This is a genomic window from Acinetobacter sp. CAU_H_78 (assembly GCF_058599365.1).
This window is the reverse complement of record NZ_CM178652.1, coordinates 1,044,614-1,069,883: the sequence shown is the minus strand read 5'-3', so window position 1 is coordinate 1,069,883 and position 25,270 is coordinate 1,044,614. Positions and strand designations below refer to the sequence as shown.

Genomic DNA, 25,270 nt, shown 5'->3' with positions numbered 1-25,270 from the left:
GCTTATTCCAATTCTTCTACCTTTAAATAAGGATAAGGATTGGTTGCACCTTCCCCACTGAGATAAATCCCATAATGCAAATGTGGTGGTGTATTTTTTGCATTACCGGTATTGCCGACATAGGCAATGATTTCACCTGCTTCTACCCAGTCTCCTTCCTGAATATGTTCAGCATAATCATCTAGATGAGCATAATAATGTTGGCTTAAATTCGGGCCAGTAATCCAGATAACTTTACCGCCCAAATTATTGGTTCCAATCTTGCGGACGATCCCTTGGGTCGCACTGACTACCGGTGTTCCCCGTTTAGCAAAAATATCAGTCCCCTCATGTTTGCGACCTTCACTCCTTGCTCCACCCCAGGTATCCTGAATCTGGCGAGCTGTTACTCCTTGTACAGGAATTTCTACTGGTCTAATCAGCTCAGCTTTTTTTAATTGCCAATAGAGGTACGGACTTTTCCAGCCCGCTGGCTCACCTGAGGGCGGTGGCTGACAGGCAGTGAGTAATATATTTAAGGAAAATATTAAAAGCAGGATTCTGGGAATTTTCACAATAGCTCACATAGCCGTTTAATGAGGGGTTCGTTTTATCTTAAGGAATACACAGAAATTTAAAGTCAAAATCCTGTTATTTTTAGTGATGTTTTTTCCAGATTATTTTTCAGAAACAGTCTTAAAAATAACAAAACCCTCAGCTGAGGGTTTTGTTAAATCAAGTCTAAATTTTATTTACGCTTTTTCGCACGGGATGGTTTAGAGGGTTGCTGCTGTTGCTGTTGTTGCTCTTCATTTTGAGCACTGTCCTTTTTATCCTTTTGCTGGACTTGCTTGTGTTTTGCTCTTGATTTAGCCATAGCATAAACTCCTTTGAAGAACTGTCTCTATCACTGGAAGTTGCATTAATCACTCTAACCTTTATATAAAATAAGCCAATCACTGAGCTGTATCTAAATACGTCAATGTAAAAGCATCTTTATTAAGTGATTCAATTCTGATTAGATCTTTATTCAAGGTATTTACATCGCTTACATAGCGTTGCATGTTGATACCTGTTTTAACTCTGAGTATAGATCTGGTTTTCTGAATGAAACCTTTCAAAAAATCTAACAATAAATGCGGGTCCAATGTGATGAGCCAAATTCAGCATTGATTTATCAACGTTCACAAAGTTTCCAGTTCAGACTCAGACCAACACAGTAATAGTATATTTAGCATGAGAGGCTACAAAAATGTAGACCACAGTTTTCGCTATAAAGGAATAACTGCATGATAAGGTAAATTGAATATTAAATCTGTATTCAAAGTCATCTTGTCACTATCTTCAGGTTTAACAATTTATTAATTTCCGATTGTGGTGCTACTTCCATAGAATCTGCTAAGGTTCAAATATTCTTAGCTCTATAATATTTTCTATTGTTCTTATTTTAATTATTTTTTAATCCATATTATTTTATTCAATAAATGATTATATTTTCTTTAAAGGAATTAAATTTTAAGTTTATTAAATTTATATCATTCTAGTTATAAATTTAAGAAAATTTAATATTTTCAATTTCTAAAACATTTCTTTAATTAATTCTACAAAATAATTCATAAGATAATTGTTCTTACATAAGGTGAAAGGGTTTTCACGCTAAGCCCGAATATCTTACATAAGCAGATACCGCTCATACATGCCCACAGAGTTTTATCCCCTACACTGAAATCAAGTTTTAGAAAATTAGAGGATTTTATATGAAACAGTTTTCGAAAGTTCTAATACTCATCATGATGGGTTTTTATGGTACTTCTACTATTGCAGCAGATGCTATTCCTTTGGAAGCTAAAGCCGCCGCAGAAGCACAAAAAGCTGCACTAGAATATTCTGAAAATCAGAAGAGTGATTCAGACTCAGACTAAAAACAAAATAAAGCCCACGAAGGGCTTTATTTACATACGGGGAACCATTAGGAAAAGTTATTTTAATAACTTAATGATTGTCCTACTCCATAAACCATCAAGGTAATAAGGAATACGACCAATGCGGAGACAGCTAATTCTGCTTTAGTCATGTGTTTTACCCTCATGGAGAGCTGTATATTATTTATACACCATCTAAGCATAAAACTAAATAACAAAATATTACATAATCTTGAATAATTAAACTAAAGTAAAACAAAACATAAGAGATCAAGACTATAAATTAAACATTTATTGTCAACCAATATCTATTTAATTTTCATAAATTTATAGAATTTCATTTGAAAAAATTAATAGATTATTTCTTTAAAACCATAAAATAATCTTTGTTTATAAAAAATTTTTCTATGTAATATATTGCCATTCCAAAATTTAAACTTTTGAACTTCATGTCTTTTTAAGTTATTTCATAGGTTTTAATTTTACTATTTCATAATGTATTTTCCTTATTTTCTATCAAATTAATACTAGACATCAGAACTATATTTTTAAATAATCAATAACTGCTAATTTACTCTCAATGAAATTATTTTTCTCTATAAAGATCATTTTTTATTATTTTTAAAAATATCAATTTATAAACTTAAAGATTCTTATAAAAGAATCTTTAAGTTTTGAATTACTACATAGATTTGAGTACTTCTAACTCGAAATCAAGCTCCATCATCTTTTCCAGATTTGGTACAATTGCATTCACCCAAGTGCCACTACTCCAGACTTTCAGAATTCCATTTTCTTCCTTATAGAATGCACAGTCCTGAGCTGATATATGATGAATAACCTGGGTTCCTTCTGGTATATTTCTCATACAAACCTCCACACATTTGGTTTATTTTTAATTTAGCAGAAGATTTGAATTTTTCGTTTACATTGCTTTATAGAGTTGTATTAATTGACTATTTAATAGATTAATCATGTAACTTTCATTTTGATATAAATTTTCTTACTCATCTTATCTAAAAATATTTAAATGATAAAAATAAAAAATCCCAACAGGATATGTTGAGATTCTCTATTTATAATTAGCTTAAGCTAACGGTAAATATGAATAATACTCAGGCTATAAAATCTCGTAAAATGTGTTGATTTATTACTTCATCAAAACTTAGATTTGAAAGATTTTGCTTGTTATGTTTGACGGTTTTATAACAATAACTCGCTGCAATACCCATACTAATTAAAGTCAACAATTTCATTGTTCACCTCAAAATTAAAAATATTAGAAACTGTGAAATTAAAATATCAGCTTGCTTTGTAGTGGTCTAAGCCAGTTTGGAAAGCTTTTTGTATGGTATGTAAATCCGTCAGAACCATTTTGGGTCTATAAAAATCATTATCAATTTTTTGCTTTGCCTTGAATTGTCTTATTTTCCCTTAACCGGCTCGACGAGTGCAGTAGAAAATGTAGATTATCGATGATTAACATTCTTAAACGGAAGATCATATTTGAATACAAAAAGTACATCATTTTAAAGCGGCATGGCCGCAATCAAATGAGATGCAAAACATAAATTCGAGGAAGATAAATCAGAATCTGCTATGATAGCTTCCACTTAGTGGACTCTTTTATGTTTTCCCTTATCTCCTACTTATAAGTAAAGGAGTATCACAATGGGCAACATGACTGCCACACCAGAATTATTTTATATATTTTAGTAGGTTAAAGTGAAAATTGTCATTCTTAACAAGCCTTATGACGTCCTCTCCCAATTTCGTCCAGATGAAAAACATCAGACTATGGCTGATTTCGTAGACGATCCAGATTTGCGTATTGCCGGTCGTCTGGACATGGATTCTGAAGGTTTGATGTTCCTGACCGATCATGGCGGTTTAAACCAATATATTACCAATCCAGCCAGCAAAAAATTCAAAACTTATCTGGTTCAGGTCGATGGTGATATAACCGAAGAAGCTTTAGAACAGCTTCGTAAAGGCGTTGAACTGAATGACGGGATTACGCTGCCAGCCAAAGCAATTAAAGTCACTGAACCGGAATGGTTATGGGAACGTAATCCCCCGGTACGTTTCCGTGCTTCTGTTCCAACTTCATGGGTCGAAATTTCAATCTGTGAAGGCCGTAACCGTCAGGTACGTCGTATGACTGCAGCAGTCGGCTTTCCTACCTTACGTTTGATCCGCACCAAAATCGGTTCGATTGATCTGGTTCAATTAGGTTTACAGCCCGGTGAAACTAAAGAAATTGAACCCCTACTTTATCCAGACTTTAAAGATGTGCCTGCTCAAGAACCTTACCGCTCGCGCTCTTATGTGAAAAAACCGGGTGGCACCGGTGGTAAACCGATTAACAAGAAAGTAACGAAAGACGGCACCAAGAAAAAAACCGGTACACCGCGTATCTGGCAAATGGAAGAAGGTGAGAAACCACGTCGCAAGACCAATGGTACCACCCGTCCAAATACCAAGAGTCGTGGCCGTCGTACACGTTAAGCCACTGCTTAGATCGGGAAGATCAAACTAAAAACCACACCTTGAGGATGGTTATTCACCTGAACCTCCCCCTGATGCAACTGCATAATCGACTGCACAATCGCCAAGCCCAAACCACCCGTTTGGGCTTTTTGATGCCGGCTGCTATCAACTTGATAAAATCGTTCAAACAGATGGACTAAATGCTGTTCGCCAATATGTACACCTGCTGTCAGTACATCAATCCGGCAGCTATTTTCTGTAGTCATCGCCGTGATTCTGATCTCGCCATTTTCCTTGCCATATTGCACAGCATTGCTGAGTAAATTGGCAAGCGCACGTTGCAGATGTTCCGGATGCGCAGATATATTCAGTTGAGCCGGAATATCCGTATAAATAGATATATTTTTTTCTTCTGCCAAGAACTCAAAATATGCCAGCAAATCCCCTATGATCTGGCTCAGTTCTAGTGTCTGTTTTTCTATCTGATATTGACCATGTTCCACCCGAGCAATAAACAGCATGTTTTCAATCATCTGGGTCAGACGTTCATATTCTTCCAAATGAGAATACAGCAGATTTTCTAATTCATCGCGACTGCGTGACTTCGACAAGGCAATCTGGGTTTGCCCCATCAAGTTATTTAGGGGCGTTCGTAATTCATGAGAAATATCTTCAGAAAATCGGGCCAGCTGTTCATAGCCTTGCTGGATTCGGTTCAGCATGGCATTCACGGCCTCTGTTAATTGCTGCACCTCAATAGTCCGGGCTGGCAACTTGATACGCTGATCCAACTGCTGCACACTGATCTGCTGAGTCGCGTAAATTAACTGACGCATGGATCGCAATAGATAGTGTCCCATCAGCCAGGCTAACAAGGTGGATAAAATAATACCAAGCAGAGTGTATATCACTAATTTTATCAAGTAATGCTTTAAAACCTGTTGCCCTGCTATGAGTTGCTTACCGGCAATCAGTTGATAAGTCTGTCCATTAAACTTCACTTGCTTAAATGCCAAACGGGTCGTGGGTTGTTCAAGCTTATTATTTTGATAATTCAGCTTGGTATGATAATCCAATAGAGGAATCGCGATATTTAGAGGATTAATATCAATTAATGTATTCTGCGCGTTTTTAAGGATCAGTAAATTATCTTCCTGTCCAAGCATATTCTCATAAAGCTCTGGATGTTCGATCAGCACCTGAAAGCTTTGCTGATCAGCCAGAAATATTTCAATCCTGGAAATCCGCAAGGCCAAGGCTTCATCCTGCTGTTGTTGCACCATCTGCTGCATATTATGATAGGACAACCCGCCGATGCTTAGAAAAACGATACAGGAAATGAGACCAAAGGCGATGCCGAGACGTGTGCCCAAATGCATTTTCATGCTTGCACATCCAGTTTATAGCCCATACCACGTACCGTATGAATAAGTTTTGGACTGAAATGGTCATCAATTTTAGAACGTAATCGGCGTACAGCAACATCAACGACATTGGTGTCAGTATTAAAATTAATATTCCAGACCAGTGAAGCAATTTGGGTACGGGTTAAAACTTCAGACTGGTGTTCCATCAGCAACTGTAAAAGCGCAAACTCTTTTTGGGTAAGCTCTATTTTTTGCTGGTCTCGAAATACTTCCCGGGTTAAACGATTCAATTCTAAATTGGCCACCCGATACATTTCATGTTCAACTTTCGGTACACGGCGTAGCAGGCTTTTGATTCGAGCCAAGAGTTCGATATAAGAGAAAGGCTTAGTTAAATAGTCATCTGCACCCAGTTCTAATCCTTTAACCCGGTCAAGCACATGATCTTTGGCAGTCAGCATGAGTACGGGGACTTTAGAGAAAGTACGCAAGGTTTTGAGGACTTGCCAGCCGTCCAGGTCGGGCAGCATCACATCCAGCAATACCAGATCAATCGGTTGCTGTTCCAGCACCGATAAGGCATGCAGGCCATTACCCACCTGTGTAGTTTGGTAGCCGGATTCATTTAAGCCTGTGGCCAAGAAGCCGGCAATTTTGGTTTCATCTTCTACAATTAAAATATGCATGGGCTGAGTTTAATCAATTTCATACGGCGCAAAGATTACAAATTGGTAATCTGATTGTCATCCATGAGCTTCCATTCTTTGATTATGATCTTCTCAATTTCTATATGACTGAACATTATCATGAGAAGTAGATTAAATCAGAGAAAAATATTTTTATATCTAGCGAGTTTAGCAATGGTTAGCTTAAGCCATGCTGAATTAAGAACGGCCTATATTATGGACTTGAGTACAGCAAATCAGCTTACTGAGAACGTCATGCAAGCTTGTCAGAAAGCCAGCAAACCCGCTGCAGTCACAGTACTGGATCAAGGCGGCAATGTCTTGGCCAGTCAACGGCATGAATCTGTCGGAATTCACAATTTAACTGCATCACAGCGTAAAGCCTTTACTGCATACTCGACTAAGACAAGTACATTGGATTTTATGCGTCATGCACAAAAGAACCCAGATGCACAGAATTTAAATACCTTGGATGAATTGTTATTGCTCGGCGGCGGGGTGCCTGTGGTTTATAAAAACCAGCTCATTGGCGCTGTTGGCGTTGCAGGCTCTGGTGGCTCTGAACAGGATCATCAATGTGCCGCACAAGGCATTCAACATACTTTAAAACAACTTTAATTTTATCTATCTATTGAATAGGAACAGACCTATGAAAAAAATTATTTTTGGTACTCTTCTAGCAACGACAGCAAGCTTTTCTTTTGCACAGAATCCTTTAAGTGTGCATGTGCTGAATCAGGAAACTGGTCTGCCTTCCGCCAATGTCACGGTGATTCTGGAAGCTCAACAAGGTGACAAGTGGGTAAAACTGAATGAGTTAAAAACAGATGCCAATGGCCGTATCAAAGAGTTTTATCCTAAAGATACAGCTTTACAGAAAGGCATCTATAAAGTGACCTTCAAAACCGGTGACTGGTTTAAAGCCAATAATCAACGTACCTTCTTCCCTGAAGTACCTGTGGTATTTACGATTGACGGTACTCTAGAGCACTATCATATTCCGTTATTACTGAGCTCTTATGGCTATTCAACCTATCGTGGTAACTAATTCTTAGTTTCTATAAGCGTCATTTCTATGGCGCTTTATTTTGATGTGTAAAACAGCTGCATTTCATCATTCATCTGGCTTTCGCTTGTTATTTATCTCCTGGAATGCTATTTATGATTCATATAATTAATATTTTTAAAATAAGTGTATCTAAAAAGGAGTTTTGCAATGGATCAGCAAGTGAACCAGATGTTTAATCAAGATCGATTAATTCAGTATCTTGGTGCACATCTAATTTCCTATAATCACAATCATGCGAAGATTGAACTGAAAGTGACTGAACAACATCTACAGGGACATCAAACCTGTAACGGCGCTGTGATTTTTGCATTAGCTGATGCTGCATTTGCCATTGCCTGCAATACCGGCGAACATCCAGCAGTCGGCCAACATTGTGGTATTCATTATCTGAAACCGGCACTGCTCGGTGATACCCTTACCGCCATAGCTGAACATAAAGCCAGTAGCGGTCGCAGTGGGATTTACGATATTCAGATCCTGAATCAGAAAGAGCAAATCGTGGCTGAATTCCGTGGATCTTCACGACTGATCATTAAATAAATCATCTAGAAAACCCAATAAAAAAAACCGCTGTCTTAACAGCGGTTTTTTTTAATAGCAACATTCTGATTAAGCTTTTAACCACTTCTCGGCTTTGGCTTGATCTTCAACTTTCAACTCAACTTCAGTCAGTTCAGAACCACCATTTTGAACGTCAAAAGTCATCAGCTCATCACGACGGAATGCATGGACAGTATAAGTACCTTCCTGTTTCGCATATTTCTCGACAAGTTTCGTCGTTGCTTTAAGTCCATCAATCGCCACAATCACATCATTCGCTGAAAGACCCGCTTTTACCCCTGCTCCATCACGACGTGCAGACTGAACCAGCACACCTTCAGGCTTATCTGCAAGTTTCAGACCGAATGGCAATGACTTGTCATTTTTCAGCGTATAGCTCACGCCAAATTCAGGTAGTAACTGATCTAATGGCAATTCATCAGTAGTATTGATCAGGTGATTGATCTGTTCTAACCAGCTATCACCAGTCAATTCCTGACATAACTCAAAGATAGTCCGTTCATTGACCTGAATGCCATTTTGCGTATTTTCATATAGTTTACGCATCAAAGCGTCCAGACTTGAGCCACGCAGACGTAGACCTAGATCCAAACAAAGTGCAACTAAACAGCCTTTATTATAGTAACTGGTACCGGCATTGTTTGAGTTTTCATCTTGACGATAGAATTTTACCCAGGCATCAAAGCTAGACTCAGATACCGATTGAATAAAACGTCCCGGATTTTGCAAATAGCGATCAATCTGCGCTTTGAGCAATGCAATATAAGATTCCTGATTAATCACGCCACTACGTAGCAGAATCAGGTCATCATAATACGACGTAAACCCTTCAAAGATCCAAAGCAAAGAAGTATAGCCTTCTTTGTTCAAGTCATAATTCACGAAGTTTTCAGGACGAATGAATTTCACTAACCATGAATGGAAATATTCATGACTACATAGGCCAAGGAAACGCTGATAATCTTTCGATGGTTCTTCAGGCTCATCTGCTTTAGGAAAGTCATCACGCGGTGTAATCAGACTGGTTGAGTTCGGATGCTCCAGACCGCCATAGCTGTTACCGGTTGCCATGGTCATAAAGGTATAATCATTAAACGGCGCAGAACCGAACATGGAAATTTCTGTCGCACAGATTTTCTCAATGTCCTGCTTCATACGCTGTTCATTCATCGCATGTTTGCCTGACACCACAAACTCATGCGGAATGCCATTGGCTTCAAAACTGAATCGGGTCTGCTCTGCCAGTTCAAACGGCGCATCAATCAGTTCAGCATAGTTTTTAGCTTTTAAGGTATAACGACCTTTGACCAGACTTTTGGCCTGCATACCCGTCGCAAGCTGGAAATGTTTCAGCTCATCCGGCAGGAATACTTCAACTTCAATTTCTTTATGTTCCTGACCTTCCAACCCCAAACATGCACAAGCCGGGTTCACATAGAGACGGTTTTGATCCACATATGCACCACGAACAGACAGGTCATACGCGTAGACATCGTATTCCACAGTAATCAGTTCATGATCCGTATTGAATAAACGCCATTTATTCTTTTCAAACTTCTGGATTTGTAGCTGGCGTCCATCCTCATCATAAGCCTTGACTGCTTCAATATGCTTTGAGAACTCGCGAATCAGGTAACTGCCCGGAATCCAGGTCGGTAAAGAAAGGACTTGTGTTGGGTCTGCTAAAAAGCGAAGAGTTACGTGAATAAGATGCTGACGATAATCGTCAAATTCGATTTGATAATGCAACATAATGGGCGATATAAAATACAAATAAATGAGTTATAGCTTAGCTTAGCATTTTTTAGGCCAGTATTGCTTAGCTGTCGCATTTGTCTACATTTCTGACTAGCTATCCTTAAAAAAAAGGCATAGCATGCGTGAAAATTAAATCGTTCATCGACCGGTTGGTTATTAAGGAACACCTTTGAAATACATCATCTCACTGCTTGCAGTTCTCAGCCTGTTTGTGCCTGCAATTTCATATGCTGCCCTTCTAAATATTGTGCCTGAAAGCGTTGAAGCAGAAGCCTGGACCATTCTTGACTCACAGTCAGGCCAAGTCATTGCCGAACACAATGCCGACGTTCAACGTGCACCAGCTTCCCTCACCAAAATGATGGTGGCTTATATTGCACTAAAGGAAATTCAGGCGGGTAAATTAGATAAAAGTGAAGTATTAACTGCAACACCGATTGTGAAAACAGTGATGTGGGATGAGTCACAAATGTATCTGAAAGAAGGTGAGCAGATTTCGATTGATCAGCTTCTAGCTGGCCTGATTATCATGTCGGCGAATGATGCTGCTGTGACATTGGCAGAAAAAATTTCAGGTGATATTCCAAGCTTTGTCGAGCGAATGAATCGGGAAGCAAAAGCTTTAGGTATGGTTCATACCCATTTCCAGAATCCGGCCGGTATTACCATGCCTGAGCACTATTCTACTGCAACGGATCTGGCGCGTTTGTCGGCAGCTGTAGTCAATCAAACTCCGGACTATCTATATTATTCCAAACAGCCAAGTTTTACCTATAACAACCATTTCCACCGTGCCACTAACCGTGTGTTGCAAGTGGACTCAAGCGTCGATGGTTTAAAAACTGGCTTTACTCGTGCAGCCGGCTATAACCTGGCGCTCACCGCCAATCGTCCAACTTATGATATGGAACTGCCCCACCGTCGTTTGATCGTGGTGGTTTTAGGTACCAAAAGTGCTGCCAAACGCGCTGAAGTGTCGCATAAGTTGATGAATCTGGCGTATACCTATACCCGTAATGAAGTCGCCATTAAAGACAAACAGCTACTCGCTGAATTACCGGTGATCAAATCGACTTTGAAAATGTTTAAGGTTCAGACCAAACAGCCGCAGATTATTACGACATCTTTATATGATCAGAATTATGCCATTGACCTGAACCAGTTCGATCAAAACCATCAACGGGTAATGTTGAATACAGGTGATGGTGTAATGCAAAGCATTGAACCGCTCCATGAAACCCAAACTCATATCAATGTAGAAATGACTGCTTCTGAGTTAATTGCACCTATGGCCAAAGTGATGCCATTAGCGACGATTCATGTCTATCAGAATAATCAGCTTATTCGTACCATCCAGATTGAAGATATGGTGGAACTTGAAGAAGCCAGTTTCTTCCAGAAATTTCTGAGCTGGTTATCCAGCTTCTTTGGCATCTTTGCAGAAAGTGCACCAAGTGCCAAACTCTATCCAATCCAGAAATAAACACTGAATACAGTTAGAAGGCCTCTCATTTGCCTTCTAACTCCCCCCTTAAATTTCTCCCTTTTCTCTCGTCAATTTTACCTCCCCTGACATAATTGCTACGTTTTGTAATTTGTATAACAATTCTAATCAAGACGGCCTGCTGCCCATGCCATAGTATATTTGGTCTAAATTTCTCTTATTTTTATTAGAAAAATAAATAGGTTAATAATATATGACAGCACATCGAATCGTAATTGTAGGTGGTGGCGCAGGTGGGATGGAGCTGGCTACTCAACTGGGCGAAACCTTAGGCAAAAGTGGCAAAGCGCATATTACCCTAGTAGATCAGAAACTGACGCATATCTGGAAACCCTTATTGCATGAAATTGCTGCAGGTACGCTTAATCCGCATGCAGAAGAAACCAATTATTTTAGTCATGCTGCGGCTCATCATTATCACTTTGTGCTGGGAACATTTGTTGATCTTGACCGTGAGGCTAAAGAAATTATTCTGGAAACAGATTACTTTTCTAAAAAAGCCCAGCCTAAACAGAAGAAACACATCAGCTATGACACGCTAGTGCTGGCATTAGGTTCTACTTCCAATGATTTTAATACGGAAGGTGTTGCCCAATACTGTCATTTTCTCGACAGCCGCCAGCAGGCCGATGTCTTCCAGCAGGATCTGCTACATCTTTATCTCAATGCTCAAAATCAAACCTCTTCGCGTGAGCTTAAAATTGCCATTATTGGAGCCGGTGCAACTGGTGTAGAACTGGCTGCCGAGCTGGTGATCGCCAAACAAAACTTTTTTAAATATGGTCTGAACAAGATCGATCCAAATAAAGTCAAAATCACTTTGATTGAAGCCGCTGACCGGATCTTACCTGCACTGTCTGAGAAAATGGCTGAACACACCATGGAGCAGCTTAATCGTCTAGGTATTGAGGTATTAACCAGTCACCGGGTCGCTAAAGTCGATGAAGACCAGATTTACTTTGCTGATGGTTCAAGCCTCGAAGCAGAAATTAAAGTCTGGGCTGCTGGAATTAAAGCACCTGAAGTTCTGGCCAAACTTAAGGAGCTGGAAAAAGATAACATTAATCGCCTAAAAGTTTATGCAACTCTGCAAACTCTGTCAGACCCGGATATTTTCGTTTTTGGTGATTGTGCTCACTGTCAGCCTGAAGCAGATCAACCGGTTTTAGGCCCCCGTGCACAGGTCGCCAGCCAGCAGGCCACTTTTCTGGTCCGAGCCTTAAAAGCACGCATTAATGGTGAAAGCTATTTACCGATGTTCAAGTTTTCTGACAAAGGCTCATTAGTGTCTTTAAGTCAAAACAGTGCTGTCGGTGAATTATTGGGTCAGGTCAATGTTCAAGGCTTTGTTGCGAAATCCATGTATGTATCCCTGTACCGGATTCATCAGGCCACCATTCATGGCTATACCCATGCTGGCCTGTTAACTGCCAAAGACTTTGTTACACGAAAAATTGCACCCAAGCTGAAATTGCATTGAAATTGTAAATATTGTCCTCATATATGAAAAAATCGTCATTAAACATGTCAAATTGCATTTTTTTGCTATTTTTAGTCTACAAAAATACAATTTCACTTTATGATGTACCCTTAAAAAATTGAATGGATCAATTAATATGACTGCTATTGCAAATAACCTCGTGGTTTCTTTCCACTACACATTGACTAACGCAGAGGGTGAAACTCTCGACAAATCTCAAGGTGAACCACTTGCCTATTTGCACGGTGCAGGTAACATCATCCCTGGTTTAGAAAAAGCTTTAGAAGGCAAAACTGTTGGTGAAAAATTCACTGTAAATGTTCCTGCTGCTGAAGGCTATGGCGAATATAACCCAGAGCTTGTGCAAGAAGTGCCTAAACAAATGTTCCAAGGCGTAGACAACATCCAGGCAGGCATGCAGTTCCAAGCACAAACTGATGACGGCGTTCAAATCGTAACTGTTAAAGCAGTTGAAGGTGACAACGTAGTTGTTGATGCTAACTTCCCGCTTGCTGGTCAAGATTTAACTTTTGAAGTTGAAATCGTGTCTATCCGTGAACCTTCTCAAGAAGAACTTGATCACGGTCACGTACACGGTGCAGGTGGTCACCACCACTAAGACTTTCCGTCTTTAGTACAAAAAGGCAAAGTGAAAACTTTGCCTTTTTTATTGCCTTAAAATTTTAAATATAAAAAAAGCAGGACTACTGCCCTGCTTTTCATCATTAAAATCGCGAATCACTCAAATTACGCAATCATTAACGTTTGTTATAGATCTGCATTGCTGTTGGCAGATTTTGACGCATTGCTGCGATACGTTGACTGTTCGATGGGTGAGTAGACAGGAAAGTCACGCCAGTGCTGCCGCCTTCAAGCTTGTTCATTTTTTCCCAAAGGGTAATCGCTGCATTTGGATTATAGCCAGCGCGCGCCATAAGGGTTAAACCACCTTGGTCCGCACGACTTTCCAGATTGCGTGAGTAAGGTAAGCCGATACCAATCTGGCTACCCAATTGTGCCACTGCAGCACCACCCTGTCCTACGCCCGCTGCATTTAAACCTATGCCCAATGCCAGATCAGTCAGGGCTTGTGCACCAAGTTTCTGTTTCGCGTGCTCTTCCAGGGCATGGACCATTTCATGACCCATAATGGCTGCAATTTCAGCATCGGTCAGATTCAGCTTGTTCACGATACCGGTATAGAAAACCACTTTACCACCAGGTGCCACAAAAGCGTTGACCTGATCAGATTTCAGTACGGCCAACTGCCATTGAAATGCAGTACCTGTCTGGTTCAGTTGGTTGGCATAAGGTTTTAAACGGTTAAAAACAGCATTAATACGACTATATGTCGCTGAACTGGTATCGAGCTGACCTTTCGCTTTAGCGTCTGCCACCATAGCATTGTAGCTTTGGCTGGCTGAAGCATTTAAAGTCGCAGTATCTGCACCTGCAATATCGGCAATAGTTGTACAACCAGACAAAGTAATGGCTGCGGCTGCGCCCATACCTAACAAGAATTTATTTTTCATTATAGTGACTCCACCATAAGCAAAAGGTTAATTTACATTGTAAAAAATTATAAGTTAAAGGCTGGAGCAACTAAATGTACAATTACTTCATCTTGTTATATTTTATGTAATTTTAACCCCAATACTGTATCGCAAGCCAATAAATCAGACAGACAATATTTAAACCTAAATATAAATGACACAAAGGTTTAATTTTTTCTTCTAAAATTTCACTTTTACGCTTAAAAAATAGAAAAGCATTCTGCAGCAAGATGACCGGTACCAATACACAGGCAATGATCACGCTCAAGCCAATAAATGCCCCATAAATAATGTCAGGATCTTGGGTTTGGGCACGGATGATCAGCATCGCAATGGTCGGTGCGCCACCCATCGCGAATAACAAGGAATAGAACATCGTTCCCGAGATATTTTTATGCATCCTGCATACTCATATTTTATTTTGTTTTATTCTAACAAGCGCCATGCCACTGCACAGCACTTGCCGTTAAGACTTTAGTCCTGAGTTTCGAAATTATTTCTTAGTCTTGTATACCGTCATCGCTTCAGGCATCAGCTGTTGCAAGGCTGCAATTCGGTCATCATTCGTTGGATGCGTAGAAGTAAATTTATTCAGGACGCTATTGCCACGGCTGTCTTGTGCATTCATTTTTTGCCACAAAGTAATCGCTGCATTCGGGTTATAGCCCGCACGTGCCATCAGCATGAGACCGCCTTTATCGGCACGGCTTTCCAGATTACGTGAGAATGGCAAACCCACACCAAATTGAGCACCCATATCCAGCAGTAGCCCACCATAACCACCCGCGGACTGCCCGACATACTTGCTACCGATACTTACTGCCAGATCAGTAAGTGCTTGCGCTCCTACCTTATTCTTAGAATGTTCCTCAAGCGCATGCACCATTTCATGCCCCATGATGGCAGCAACTTCATCGTCTGTAAGTTTTAGTGTGTCGACAATGCCCGTATAGAACACCACCTTGCCACCTGGTGCGACATAGGCATTAATCTCGTTGGATTTAATCACCGCCACTTGCCAGTCAAACTTCTGACCAGTCTGGTTAAGTTGATCTGCATAAGGCTTCATTTTCAGGAAAACCCGGTTTACTTTTTTATAGGTGGCAGAAGTCGTATCCAGAATCTGTTTCTGCTTGGCCTCTGTCAGCATCTGATTATAGCTTTGTGCTGCACTCAGATTTAATGTAGCTGAATCAGCTCCCATCAAATCTGCAACCGTAGTACACCCCGTTAATGTAGTCGCAATGACCATCCCCGCCAATAAATTTTTATATTTCATGACCTTCTCAAATATATAAGGTCAAAACATCATAAAGAATCCAAACAGGTTTTCAATCATTTTTATAAGCTTTTCCAAATAAAAAACCCTGTGAAATCACAGGGTTTTTATCATTTTCAACTTAAAGGATTAAGCATCAAACGGATGGCGAAGAATAATGGTTTCTTCACGGTCTGGACCAGTTGAAATGATGTCGATTGGACATTCAATCAATTGTTCAAGACGTTTCACATAGTTAATTGCCGCTTGTGGCAATTGATCTAGTGATTTCGCACCGAAAGTAGATTCTTTCCAGCCTGGCATAGTTTCGTAGATTGGTTTTAAAGTTTCAAATGCAAGCGCATCAGAAGAACCAACACAGCCAGAATCAGCAGCTTCGTAACCTACACAGATTTTCACTTCTTCTAAACCGTCAAGAACGTCAAGTTTAGTCAAGCAAATACCAGACAGTGAGTTCACTTCTACTGAACGACGCAGGATTTCAGCATCGAACCAGCCACAACGACGTTGACGACCAGTAGACGCACCAAATTCTGAACCTACAGTACCCAGGTGTTTACCAATTGCATCACCTGTATCTGTTGCAGCGTCATACACCAACTCAGTTGGGAATGGGCCTGAACCTACACGAGTGGTGTATGCTTTAGTAATACCAAGAACATAGTCAAGGTGTAATGGACCAAGACCTGAACCTGAACTTACGCCACCAGCAGTCGTGTTTGAAGATGTTACGTACGGATATGTACCGTGGTCAACGTCAAGCAATGAACCTTGCGCACCTTCGAACATGATTTTCTTGCCAGCTTTACGGTAAGCGTGAAGTTCACCAGTCACGTCCATAACCATAGGCTCGATCACTTTGCGCCATTCGTCGCAAAGCGCAAGTACGTCTTCAACTTTAACTGCTTCAACACCGAAGAATTGAGTCAATTGGAAGTTGTGGTATTCAAGCAATTCTTCAAGCTGAGCTTTCAGATGTTCGCCACCACGTACCAGGTCAGCAACACGGATTGCACGACGCGCCACTTTATCTTCATAAGCAGGCCCGATCCCACGACCAGTTGTACCGATTTTCGCATTACCACGTTTTTTCTCACGAGCTTGGTCAAGTGCGATGTGGTGCGGAAGAATCAATGGACAGTTTGGAGAAATGCGTAGACGTTCACGTACTGGCACGCCTTCTTTTTCAAGAATATCCATCTCTTTGATGAGCGCTTCAGGTGAAAGAACCACACCATTACCAATTAAGCACAATACGTTTTCACGTAAAATACCTGATGGAATGAGGTGTAATACAGTTTTCTTACCACCAACCACGAGAGTATGACCTGCGTTATGTCCGCCTTGATAACGAACTACTGCAGCCGCTTGATCTGTGAGCAGGTCGACGATCTTACCCTTACCTTCGTCGCCCCATTGGGTACCAAGTACCACAACATTCTTGCCCATAATAGCCTCATTACATCATGCTGTTAAAGTTGAAAGTCCCACTCAGCGACATGAACACTGAGTAAAACAATTAAAGCGATTAAATCGTTTTGATGGTCCACTCACCGTCCACATTCACCAGCTGGTGAGTTGCATACGGTACTGAGTTTAAATCATCATTACCTAATAACTGAATTACACTTAAGCCTTGTGCACGGGTTGCCTGAATCGCATTTAATAGCGCAGCATCTGTACCCTTTGGTGCTACCACAACTTTAGCTGTAGCAAACTTGCCTGCACTTAAAGCATATAAGTCACAAGAGAAACCGGTTGCCGGACGTGCACGACCAAAATGCTCACCAATACCATCATAACGGCCACCTTGTGCCAGTGCAGCAGCACGGTTCGGTGCATAAACGGCATACATCAGGCCGGTGTGATAATGGTATGAACGTAACTCGACGACATCAATCCCAATATGCAGATTCGGCCAGCGTGCCTGAACTTCATTTTTGGTGGTTTGCAGTGCATCAAATGCCTGTTTGAAGGCTGGATTTTCTAATACTTCAGCACTTAAATTCGTTTTTAAAGCATCCAGGTCACTTGCAAAGCGGCCAAGCGTATAAAAGTCTGAACCAAACTTAAGATTTGCAGTAAATTCAGCCAGTTCTGGCAATGCTTTACGTTGATAAAGATCAGACAATTGGCGTTCAGTTGCTTTGCTTAAACCCGCTTGTGCAATCAGACTACGGAACAGACCCACATGACCTAAGTCAAGGTGGATACCGTCGGCCAGACCTGCTTCCTGAATCAGGCTGATCATCAGGTCAACCATTTCCACGTCAGCATCAATGCTGTCTGAACCAAATAATTCTGCACCTAACTGCAATGGTGCACGTGTGGTATTAAATCCTTGAGGTTTCGTATGTAAAACCGTACCCGCATAACAATAACGAGCCACACCTTCCACTGGATGTACATGCGCATCGATACGAGCCACTTGTGGTGTCATATCGGCACGCACACCAAGCAAACGGCCAGACAGCTGGTCGATCACTTTAAAAGTGGCTAAGTCTAAATCCTGATTCGATTCTGAGAGAGAAGATAGAGATTCAATGTATTCAATAAATGGCGTGTACACCAGCTGATAACCTCGAGATGCGAGGAAATCCAGTGATTGACGGCGCAGGCTTTCGATGACTTGCGCTTGTTCTGGTAATACATCAGCTACACCATCAGGTAATAACCATGTCTCTGAAATGGGCATGTTGTAAACCTAAATTCTTGTCAGCGCGGAATAAACCGCATAAAAAAATCGGGAGCACACCCGATTTCTCCTAGTCTAGCACGATCGTTTAGGCTGTGCATCGCAATTTTGATAATTTTCTCTGACTGATCAACTAATGCTACTTTAGGTCTTCAACCTATGATTTATCTGAAATAAATAGTCAATTTAAAATCAACCATGTTTAAATTATAATCTTAATTCTTCTAATTATTTATAAATAATAAGGTTCATGTATGCCAATTAAAACCATTTCATACTTATTCTTATTCGCCACTCTTCTTCCTCTTGGGGCTTGTACTCAAAACAATGCCGCATCAAGCGAAGAAACTCCAAATAATGCTCAGTCCACTTCACAAGTAACACAAGCTCCGCTTGAGGAGCCTAAAATTTGGCCTGAGCAAGATGAGAGTAAAACAGGTACACCTGTATTAGGCTTTAAATTAGGTGATTCCACGTATCAATCTGTGACCCGTCAATTATCAGGCTGGGATGAGCTGGGAATAAATTCATATAGCGAAGGAAAAATGATCTCCACGAATGGCAATGGCTATGGCGTGGATAACCTTACAAAAGTGACTTATATTTTTTCACCTGAAGATTCCCTACAAGCCGTCCTTATGCAAATCGAGAATAAAGACAAAATGGGGAACGAAGGCTTTAAGAAGTTTAAAGGTTATATTGAAAAACGCGGGTATAAACGGATCAGTAACCAGGAACCTTTTGTCGGGAATCAATATGCGGAATATGTTACACCAACAGGTGACATTATTGAGATTAGTGCACCTCATATGAGTTTTGATTTAAATATTTACTATCAGACTGATGCTTTTATAAAAAAATATAACGCGATGCAACAGCAGCAAAAAACTGAGAAAGTTAATACCGAATCAGCTCAGTTCTAACTATTTAATCTAAGTTTAATTTGATTTTTCCACATTCGAGATAGCAGTCTATCTCGATTTTTTTATCTCTTTGCTGTGTGTGCAATATTGATATGATTTTCCTGTGTATCACTTATTGGGTTGTTGAACATCCTTATATTAGACAAATTGCCTTAAAGCATGAATGCTAACAGAGTGTACAAGTCACTCCCATTACAAAGCCTCCTGAAATTCCTATAAACTATTCTTCCGTTCTATGGATAAAATCAGGCGACTTCATGCTCCCCTTTCAGTCACGTATCACGTCTGTTGTTGCCACTCCTCTGAGTGAATTCCAGCGTGGTGTGAAAGACTGCATGCCTTATTATTAGGGGTCATTCCTCTAGCACTAGTCTTGGGGGCAACCGCGGCACAGAAAGATTTTAGTTTGTTAGAAGTGCCACTACTCACTGGACTCAACTTTGCGGGCGGTTCCGAGTTTGCCGTATTGGAAGCATGGACTGACCCACCGCACCTACTGACCCTGATCTTTATTACTTTTCTGATTAACAGCCGTTATATCCTGCTCGGTGCAACGCTGGTACCTTATTTAAGACATCTTCCCAATCGGAAAGTCTTTACGGCCTTATTTTTATGGTGGATGAAAGCTGGGCTTTCAGTCTGACAGATGCACAGCGTCGACTGGCACAGTTTGGTTTACGTCATGCATTTAGTATGGCCTATTATGCGGGCCTATGTTTTGTGCTGTATCTGGCTTGGGTCGGCTTTACCACGCTAGGTGCCTTGGTTGGACCCGTATTAGGCGACATTAACCGTTTTGGCTTTGATATGGCTTTCCCAGCCATTGTACTGGTCTTACTGAGAGGCATGTGGAAAGGTTTCAGTGAGGCCCGTCCTTGGCTGGTCAGCTTTATTTGCGCTGCGCTGGCTTATCTCTATCTGCCGAGTAACTGGTATGTGCTGATTGGGGCACTTGCTGGAATTGCTTCTGCCTTATCGCTGATTCAGGAGGATGAAGCATGATCCATATGAGTACTCTTATCGCCATTATATTGGTTGCGTTAACAACTTACTGCACTCGCCTACTCGGCTATGTCTTGCTGAAAAATAAAACATTAAATAATCGTCAACGTAAAATTCTGGAAGTGATTCCAGGCTGCGTACTGATTTCGATGATCACCCCATATTTTTTACGAGATGATCCGGCTGATCTGATCGCTATAATGGTGACATTATTCGTTGCATCATGCTTTGGCATGCTGCCGACCATTTTAATTAGCATGGCCTCGGCAGCTATTTTAAGAACGTTACTGCTTTAAATCCTTTATATAAGGCTAAGCCAGCATGAAAGAGTCTTATGACTTTGGTTCTACTACTTTAGCGAGCAGATTTACCAGTTCTGCATTTTGCAGCTCAACTTTTTGCAGTTTGGCTGTAGTCTGATCCAGTACTTCCTGCTGCACATGCATCTTTTTCGCCAGATCCTGCATAATTTCCAAGGTCTTTTTTAAATTTTCTTCCAGATGCGCCACTTTTTCCTCAACTGGCACGCCTTCCACACTTTGTGAACTCTCATTATTATTAAATTGCAGCCAGATCAAAAAGATTACAGCCAAGGTTAGTAATATAATAAATCCCCAGATCAACATCATGTGCTTGCTCTTATTCCATTTAATTATCTTTATCTTAACGAAAAAATATCCAGATCATAGAAATATTCGGCATAAATCCAGAGCTTTTCGATCAATTACGTCCAAGTTCTTATTCATTTTCCTCTAATTTTTTAATCTTGTATAAAAAAGCACCCGATTTAGGATGCTTTCAAAATAGCTTAATGTATATAAAAGGAATCACAGAGATCCAGTAACCGGTTGGCATAACCCCATTCATTGTCATACCAGGCAAATACTTTGGCTTGATGCCCCACCACCATGGTCTGGGTCAAATCCACAATCAATGAATAAGGCGAATGATTAAAATCGCTAGAGACCAGAGGCTCATCTGTCACAGACATGATTTCAGCAAAATCCTGACGTGCAGCGTTCATTAATACTTCATTCAACTGATGATCAGTAATGGGTGACTGGGAGATAAAGGTTAAATCAATGGCCGCTACATTAATGGTTGGCACGCGAATCGAATAACCATCAATCCGGTTCTCCATCTTCGGCATTACGCGTTTGAGCGCACCCAAAGCTGAAGATGTGGTTGGAATAATATTTTGCCCGGAAGCACGGGCACGTCTTAAATCACGATGGGCATGATCCAGTACTGACTGATCCGCTGTCACCGCATGAATTTCAGTCATCAGTGCAGTCTCAATCCCGAAAGCATCATCAATGATTTTGACTAGCGGTACCAATGCCTGCGTAGTACAGGAAACACTGGAAATAATCTGGTCACTTTCTTTGACATCTCGATGGTTGACGCCATAGACAATTGCGGCATCCACCGTATCAAACGGTGCAGCACCGATAATCACCCGTTTTGCCCCGGCAGTAATATGCTGAGTCGCAGCCTCACGCGAACGGAATAGGCCGGTACATTCCAATACCACATCAATATTCAGTTCATGCCATGGCATTTCCACCGGATTCGCCTGTCTTAACACCTGAACTTTCTGATAAGCATCGCGGTAAGTGACATGCAGGTAGGCATACTCATCTTCATAAGTCAGATCGACCTGCCCCGGGAAACGGCCATGAGTAGAATCATATTTAAATAGATGCAATAAGGTTTCAACGTCGGCAACGTCATTAATGGCAACGATGTCAAAATTAAAATCTTTCGGATTTTCAAACCATGCACGCAACACATTGCGTCCGATTCGTCCAAAACCATTAATTGCGATACGTTGCATCGACATTCCCTACTGCGGCATAAAACTTTGTGCGCCTATATTAATGGAATTATCCAGCTGACTGATAACTATTCAGCTAAATCCACTAAAAATTACACAGAATGTCCAATATTTCATCGAAAAATTCATGCTTTAATAAAGGCAATGCGAAGTTTCTGTTACCGAGATTTGAAATAAATTGCTGTAATGACAATAGCTTTTGATTTTGCAGGGCATTTTTCTGATTTTTCCAATATTCATTCCTTATAGTTTTATGATCTATAAATATGAAAATCATTGGTTGAACAGGCATTTTCCGTTATAATTTGGCGTTTTTAAATATTTAAGCCCCGCATTGCAGCAAAGAACCAACCTTCTTGTCAGACTGTGATGTTTTTAGCCAAATCGGAAATTATGGAGTGACTTGGTTGTGAGTACTCGTTTTATGACATCAGCTGAAATTCGCGAAGCTTTTTTAAGCTACTTTGAATCGCAAGGGCATACACGTGTCGCGTCGAGTTCTCTGGTTCCTGCCAACGACCCAACATTATTGTTTACCAATGCTGGTATGAACCAGTTTAAAGACTGCTTCCTGGGTCTGGAAAAACGTGATTATGTTCGTGCAACATCTTCACAAAAATGTGTACGTGCAGGCGGTAAACACAACGACTTAGATAACGTTGGCTACACAGCTCGTCACCACACATTCTTTGAAATGCTGGGTAACTTCTCGTTTGGTGATTATTTCAAACGTGATGCGATTAAATTTGCCTGGGAATTCTTGACCGGCGATAAATGGCTGGCGCTACCTAAAGACAAATTGTACGTAACTGTGTATCACACTGATGACGAAGCGTTTGATATCTGGAATAAAGAAGTTGGTCTAGATGCCAGCCGTATTATCCGCATTGGTGATAACAAAGGCGAAAAATACGCATCAGACAATTTCTGGGCAATGGGCGATACTGGTCCTTGTGGTCCATGTTCTGAAATCTTCTATGATCACGGTGAGCACATCTGGGGTGGCCTACCTGGCACGCCTGAAGAAGATGGCGACCGTTTCATTGAAATCTGGAACAACGTATTCATGCAGTTTAACCGTACTGCTGATGGTGTATTACACCCTCTTCCAGCACCTTCTGTTGATACAGGTATGGGCCTTGAGCGTATTTCAGCTGTTCTTCAGCATGTTAACTCAAACTATGAAATCGACCTGTTCCAAAACCTGTTAAAAGCTGCTGCTGAAATTATTGGTTTAGATACTTCAGATATTGAAGCGAAAGCACAAGCTGAAAACAAACCGGTTGAATACCCTGCTTCACTTAAAGTGGTTGCTGACCATGCACGTTCATGCTGCTTCCTGATTGCGGATGGTGTAAACCCATCGAATGAAGGTCGTGGTTATGTACTGCGTCGTATTATCCGTCGTGCAGTTCGTCATGGTAACAAACTGGGTGCAACTGGTTCATTCTTCCACAAAATGCTTCAGCCTTTAATTGATGTGATGGGCGCAGCTTATCCTGAACTTGAAGCAAACAAAGCACGTATCGAAGCTGCATTGCTGAAAGAAGAAGAACAGTTTGCTAAAACACTTGAGCAAGGCCTGAAATTGCTTGAAGGTGAATTGGCGAACCTGAAAGGTTCTGTGATTCCAGGCGAAGTGGTATTCAAACTTTATGACACTTACGGCTTCCCAACTGACTTAACTGCCGACATCGCACGTGAACGTGATTTAACGATTGACGAAGCTGGCTTTGAGAAAGAGATGGCTGCACAACGTCAACGCGCACGTGATGCAGGTAAATTCGCAATCGACTATAACAGCGTTGTTAAAGTTGAAGGCGAAACTCAGTTTGAAGGTTATGACGCAACTGCAGGTCAAGGTCAAATCATCGCGATCTATAAAGATGGCGAGCAAGTTGACGAAGTGGTTGAAGGCGACGAAGCACTGATCGTATTGAACCAAACTCCTTTCTATGCAGAAAGCGGTGGTCAAATCGGTGATACAGGTATCTTCAAAAACGATACGGGTATTTTCGAAGTTCAAGATACCAAAAAATCTGGTGGTGCGTTCGTACACCAAGGTATCGTGACTATGGGTAACCTGAAAGTTACTCAAAACGTTGAAGCAACGGTTAAAGCCGAGATTCGTGCTGCAACTGCACGTAACCACTCTGCAACTCACTTGTTACACGCTGCCCTACGTCAAATCCTGGGTTCACACGTACAGCAAAAAGGTTCATTGGTTGCGTCTGACGTTCTACGTTTCGACTTTGCAAACGACCAACCTGTAACTTTTGAACAGCTGCAAGAAATTGAACGTCTTGTCAATGCCGAAGTGATTGCCAACACAGCTGTAACCACTGAACTGCTCGACATCGAATCTGCGAAAGCCAAAGGTGCGATGATGCTGTTCGGTGAGAAATACGGTGAAGAAGTTCGCGTATTATCTATGGGTTCAGTAATTGACGAGAAAAACTTCTCGATCGAGCTGTGTGGCGGTATTCACGTAAAACGTACGGGTGACATCGGTCTGTTCAAAATCACGTCTGAAGGTGGTGTCGCAGCGGGTGTACGTCGTATTGAAGCAGTAACCGGTACTAAAGCTGTTGAAGCCGTACAGAAAGTCGACCGTGATGTTCAATATATCAATGGTTTATTAAAAGCACAGAACCATCAAACAGTCGAAAAAGTTGAAGCTGTGGTGGACACTGCGCATCAATTGCAAAAACAGATTGAACAATTGAATCAAAAATTGGCAAGCCTACAAGCCGGTGAACTTTTAAGTCAGGTTCAAGAGCTTGCTGGTCGTAAAACACTGATCACTACTGTTCAGGGTATGGATGCGAAAGCATTACGTAACCTACACGACGGTGTGAAATCAAAATTAGAAAATGCAGTCATTGTGCTTGCAGGTGTAGAGGGTGACAAGGTGAGCTTGATTGCATCTGTAGCGAAAGACTTTACTGCTTCTATTAAAGCGGGCGACATCATCAAACACTTGGCAACTGAGCTAGGTGGTAAAGGTGGTGGTAAACCTGACTTGGCACAAGGTGGCGCGCCACTTAACGAGAAGTTTGCTCCAGTGATGGCTGATTTAGCAGCTTGGCTTGAAGCAAAATAAAAACTTCATTTTGTGTAACTGACCCTGATCGGAAAATCAGGGTCATGGTTTATATGGAACAA

25 protein-coding genes and 1 pseudogene are annotated in these 25,270 nt (G+C 41.0%); 12 read left to right on the top strand and 14 right to left on the bottom strand.

Translation table 11 applies throughout. From position 1 onward, the window contains the following. Positions 1 to 2: 2 nt before the first annotated feature. Together AC4MCD_RS05285 and AC4MCD_RS05280 are read right to left on the bottom strand one after the other, a co-directional pair. On the bottom strand, positions 3 to 554 hold the full coding sequence (locus AC4MCD_RS05285) for a M23 family metallopeptidase (RefSeq protein ID WP_419365523.1): 552 nt from the start codon (positions 552 to 554) through the stop codon (positions 3 to 5). A 173-nt stretch (positions 555 to 727) separates the two neighbouring features. Continuing rightward, entirely contained in the window at positions 728 to 856 is a 129-nt protein-coding gene (locus AC4MCD_RS05280; protein ID WP_004784138.1) for a hypothetical protein, read from the bottom strand. An 880-nt stretch (positions 857 to 1,736) separates the two neighbouring features. On the opposite strand from AC4MCD_RS05280, the gene AC4MCD_RS05275 reads away from it, so the two are divergent. Then, the gene (locus tag AC4MCD_RS05275) at positions 1,737 to 1,901 is read left to right on the top strand and encodes a hypothetical protein (protein ID WP_491876705.1); all 165 of its coding nucleotides are present in this window, start codon (positions 1,737 to 1,739) and stop codon (positions 1,899 to 1,901) included. 682 nt (positions 1,902 to 2,583) lie between these two features. Here the strand turns inward: AC4MCD_RS05275 and AC4MCD_RS05270 are convergent. Both AC4MCD_RS05270 and AC4MCD_RS05265 read right to left on the bottom strand, forming a co-directional pair. Further along, a complete protein-coding gene (locus AC4MCD_RS05270; RefSeq protein ID WP_419365520.1) occupies positions 2,584 to 2,769 on the bottom strand; it encodes a hypothetical protein in 186 nt (61 codons plus the stop codon). Positions 2,770 to 3,016: 247 nt separating this feature from the next. Then, the gene (locus tag AC4MCD_RS05265; protein ID WP_373686382.1) at positions 3,017 to 3,157 is read right to left on the bottom strand and encodes a hypothetical protein; all 141 of its coding nucleotides are present in this window, start codon (positions 3,155 to 3,157) and stop codon (positions 3,017 to 3,019) included. Positions 3,158 to 3,626: 469 nt separating this feature from the next. Between AC4MCD_RS05265 and AC4MCD_RS05260 the strand changes: the two genes are divergently transcribed. Further along, entirely contained in the window at positions 3,627 to 4,409 is a 783-nt protein-coding gene (locus AC4MCD_RS05260; RefSeq protein ID WP_005236402.1) for an rRNA large subunit pseudouridine synthase E, read from the top strand. An 8-nt stretch (positions 4,410 to 4,417) separates the two neighbouring features. Here AC4MCD_RS05260 and AC4MCD_RS05255 read toward each other — a convergent pair whose 3' ends face one another. Both AC4MCD_RS05255 and AC4MCD_RS05250 read right to left on the bottom strand, forming a co-directional pair. Beyond that, the gene (locus tag AC4MCD_RS05255) at positions 4,418 to 5,776 is read right to left on the bottom strand and encodes a heavy metal sensor histidine kinase (protein WP_491876704.1); all 1,359 of its coding nucleotides are present in this window, start codon (positions 5,774 to 5,776) and stop codon (positions 4,418 to 4,420) included. Beyond that, the gene (locus AC4MCD_RS05250; protein WP_491876703.1) at positions 5,773 to 6,444 is read right to left on the bottom strand and encodes a heavy metal response regulator transcription factor; all 672 of its coding nucleotides are present in this window, start codon (positions 6,442 to 6,444) and stop codon (positions 5,773 to 5,775) included. Before AC4MCD_RS05250 ends, AC4MCD_RS05255 begins: the two co-directional genes overlap by 4 nt. Before the next feature lie 174 nt (positions 6,445 to 6,618). On the opposite strand from AC4MCD_RS05250, the gene AC4MCD_RS05245 reads away from it, so the two are divergent. The 3 genes from AC4MCD_RS05245 (at position 6,619) to paaI (ending at position 8,053) form a co-directional block, all read left to right on the top strand. Next, the gene (locus tag AC4MCD_RS05245; protein ID WP_491876702.1) at positions 6,619 to 7,062 is read left to right on the top strand and encodes a GlcG/HbpS family heme-binding protein; all 444 of its coding nucleotides are present in this window, start codon (positions 6,619 to 6,621) and stop codon (positions 7,060 to 7,062) included. A gap of 31 nt (positions 7,063 to 7,093) precedes the next feature. Continuing rightward, complete coding sequence (uraH, locus tag AC4MCD_RS05240) at positions 7,094 to 7,492, top strand: hydroxyisourate hydrolase (RefSeq protein ID WP_419374637.1); 399 nt, start codon at positions 7,094 to 7,096, stop codon at positions 7,490 to 7,492. Between the two features lie 168 nt (positions 7,493 to 7,660). Beyond that, positions 7,661 to 8,053 (top strand): hydroxyphenylacetyl-CoA thioesterase PaaI, encoded by a 393-nt coding sequence (gene paaI / locus AC4MCD_RS05235; RefSeq protein ID WP_491876701.1) that lies wholly within the window; start codon positions 7,661 to 7,663, stop codon positions 8,051 to 8,053. 69 nt (positions 8,054 to 8,122) lie between these two features. Here paaI and AC4MCD_RS05230 read toward each other — a convergent pair whose 3' ends face one another. Next, on the bottom strand, positions 8,123 to 9,826 hold the full coding sequence (locus tag AC4MCD_RS05230; RefSeq protein ID WP_491876700.1) for a M61 family metallopeptidase: 1,704 nt from the start codon (positions 9,824 to 9,826) through the stop codon (positions 8,123 to 8,125). Positions 9,827 to 10,001: 175 nt separating this feature from the next. Here AC4MCD_RS05230 and AC4MCD_RS05225 point away from each other — a divergent pair, with 175 nt between their 5' ends. From AC4MCD_RS05225 to slyD, 3 genes are all read left to right on the top strand, one after another. Next, on the top strand, positions 10,002 to 11,315 hold the full coding sequence (locus AC4MCD_RS05225; RefSeq protein ID WP_491876699.1) for a D-alanyl-D-alanine carboxypeptidase PBP6B: 1,314 nt from the start codon (positions 10,002 to 10,004) through the stop codon (positions 11,313 to 11,315). Positions 11,316 to 11,529: 214 nt separating this feature from the next. After that, positions 11,530 to 12,816, top strand: coding sequence for an NAD(P)/FAD-dependent oxidoreductase (locus AC4MCD_RS05220; RefSeq protein ID WP_491876698.1), 1,287 nt, complete (start codon positions 11,530 to 11,532; stop codon positions 12,814 to 12,816). 136 nt (positions 12,817 to 12,952) lie between these two features. Continuing rightward, complete coding sequence (gene slyD / locus AC4MCD_RS05215; protein WP_004784172.1) at positions 12,953 to 13,435, top strand: peptidylprolyl isomerase; 483 nt, start codon at positions 12,953 to 12,955, stop codon at positions 13,433 to 13,435. Positions 13,436 to 13,574: 139 nt separating this feature from the next. Here the strand turns inward: slyD and AC4MCD_RS05210 are convergent, their stop codons facing one another. The 5 genes from AC4MCD_RS05210 to AC4MCD_RS05190 all read right to left on the bottom strand — a co-directional run bounded on the left by AC4MCD_RS05210 (position 13,575) and on the right by AC4MCD_RS05190 (position 18,343). After that, positions 13,575 to 14,348: a M48 family metallopeptidase gene (locus AC4MCD_RS05210; protein WP_419365514.1), complete on the bottom strand. Its 774-nt coding sequence runs from the start codon at positions 14,346 to 14,348 to the stop codon at positions 13,575 to 13,577. 112 nt (positions 14,349 to 14,460) lie between these two features. Further along, positions 14,461 to 14,769 carry a hypothetical protein gene (locus AC4MCD_RS05205; protein ID WP_004784177.1) on the bottom strand — a complete coding sequence of 103 codons (309 nt, stop codon included), beginning with the start codon at positions 14,767 to 14,769 and terminating at the stop codon, positions 14,461 to 14,463. A 93-nt stretch (positions 14,770 to 14,862) separates the two neighbouring features. Next, complete coding sequence (locus AC4MCD_RS05200) at positions 14,863 to 15,648, bottom strand: M48 family metallopeptidase (protein WP_419374641.1); 786 nt, start codon at positions 15,646 to 15,648, stop codon at positions 14,863 to 14,865. A gap of 129 nt (positions 15,649 to 15,777) precedes the next feature. Continuing rightward, positions 15,778 to 17,097 (bottom strand): adenylosuccinate synthase, encoded by a 1,320-nt coding sequence (locus tag AC4MCD_RS05195; protein ID WP_004784184.1) that lies wholly within the window; start codon positions 17,095 to 17,097, stop codon positions 15,778 to 15,780. Positions 17,098 to 17,176: 79 nt separating this feature from the next. Beyond that, a complete protein-coding gene (locus AC4MCD_RS05190; RefSeq protein ID WP_180034206.1) occupies positions 17,177 to 18,343 on the bottom strand; it encodes an ATP phosphoribosyltransferase regulatory subunit in 1,167 nt (388 codons plus the stop codon). 254 nt (positions 18,344 to 18,597) lie between these two features. Between AC4MCD_RS05190 and AC4MCD_RS05185 the strand changes: the two genes are divergently transcribed. From AC4MCD_RS05185 to AC4MCD_RS05175, 3 genes and pseudogenes are all read left to right on the top strand, one after another. After that, entirely contained in the window at positions 18,598 to 19,266 is a 669-nt protein-coding gene (locus AC4MCD_RS05185) for a hypothetical protein (RefSeq protein WP_491876697.1), read from the top strand. A 257-nt stretch (positions 19,267 to 19,523) separates the two neighbouring features. Continuing rightward, positions 19,524 to 20,268, top strand: a pseudogene (locus tag AC4MCD_RS05180) (AzlC family ABC transporter permease). Further along, complete coding sequence (locus tag AC4MCD_RS05175) at positions 20,265 to 20,564, top strand: AzlD family protein (RefSeq protein WP_491876696.1); 300 nt, start codon at positions 20,265 to 20,267, stop codon at positions 20,562 to 20,564. Before AC4MCD_RS05180 ends, AC4MCD_RS05175 begins: the two are co-directional and overlap by 4 nt. A 36-nt stretch (positions 20,565 to 20,600) precedes the next feature. Here the strand turns inward: AC4MCD_RS05175 and AC4MCD_RS05170 are convergent, their stop codons facing one another. Then, positions 20,601 to 20,897, bottom strand: coding sequence for a hypothetical protein (locus AC4MCD_RS05170; protein WP_005236433.1), 297 nt, complete (start codon positions 20,895 to 20,897; stop codon positions 20,601 to 20,603). Positions 20,898 to 21,076: 179 nt separating this feature from the next. After that, entirely contained in the window at positions 21,077 to 22,105 is a 1,029-nt protein-coding gene (locus AC4MCD_RS05165; protein ID WP_491876695.1) for a type I glyceraldehyde-3-phosphate dehydrogenase, read from the bottom strand. A gap of 409 nt (positions 22,106 to 22,514) precedes the next feature. Between AC4MCD_RS05165 and alaS the strand changes: the two genes are divergently transcribed. Beyond that, entirely contained in the window at positions 22,515 to 25,208 is a 2,694-nt protein-coding gene (gene alaS, locus AC4MCD_RS05160) for an alanine--tRNA ligase (RefSeq protein WP_419365510.1), read from the top strand. The last annotated feature ends 62 nt before the right edge of the window (positions 25,209 to 25,270 follow it).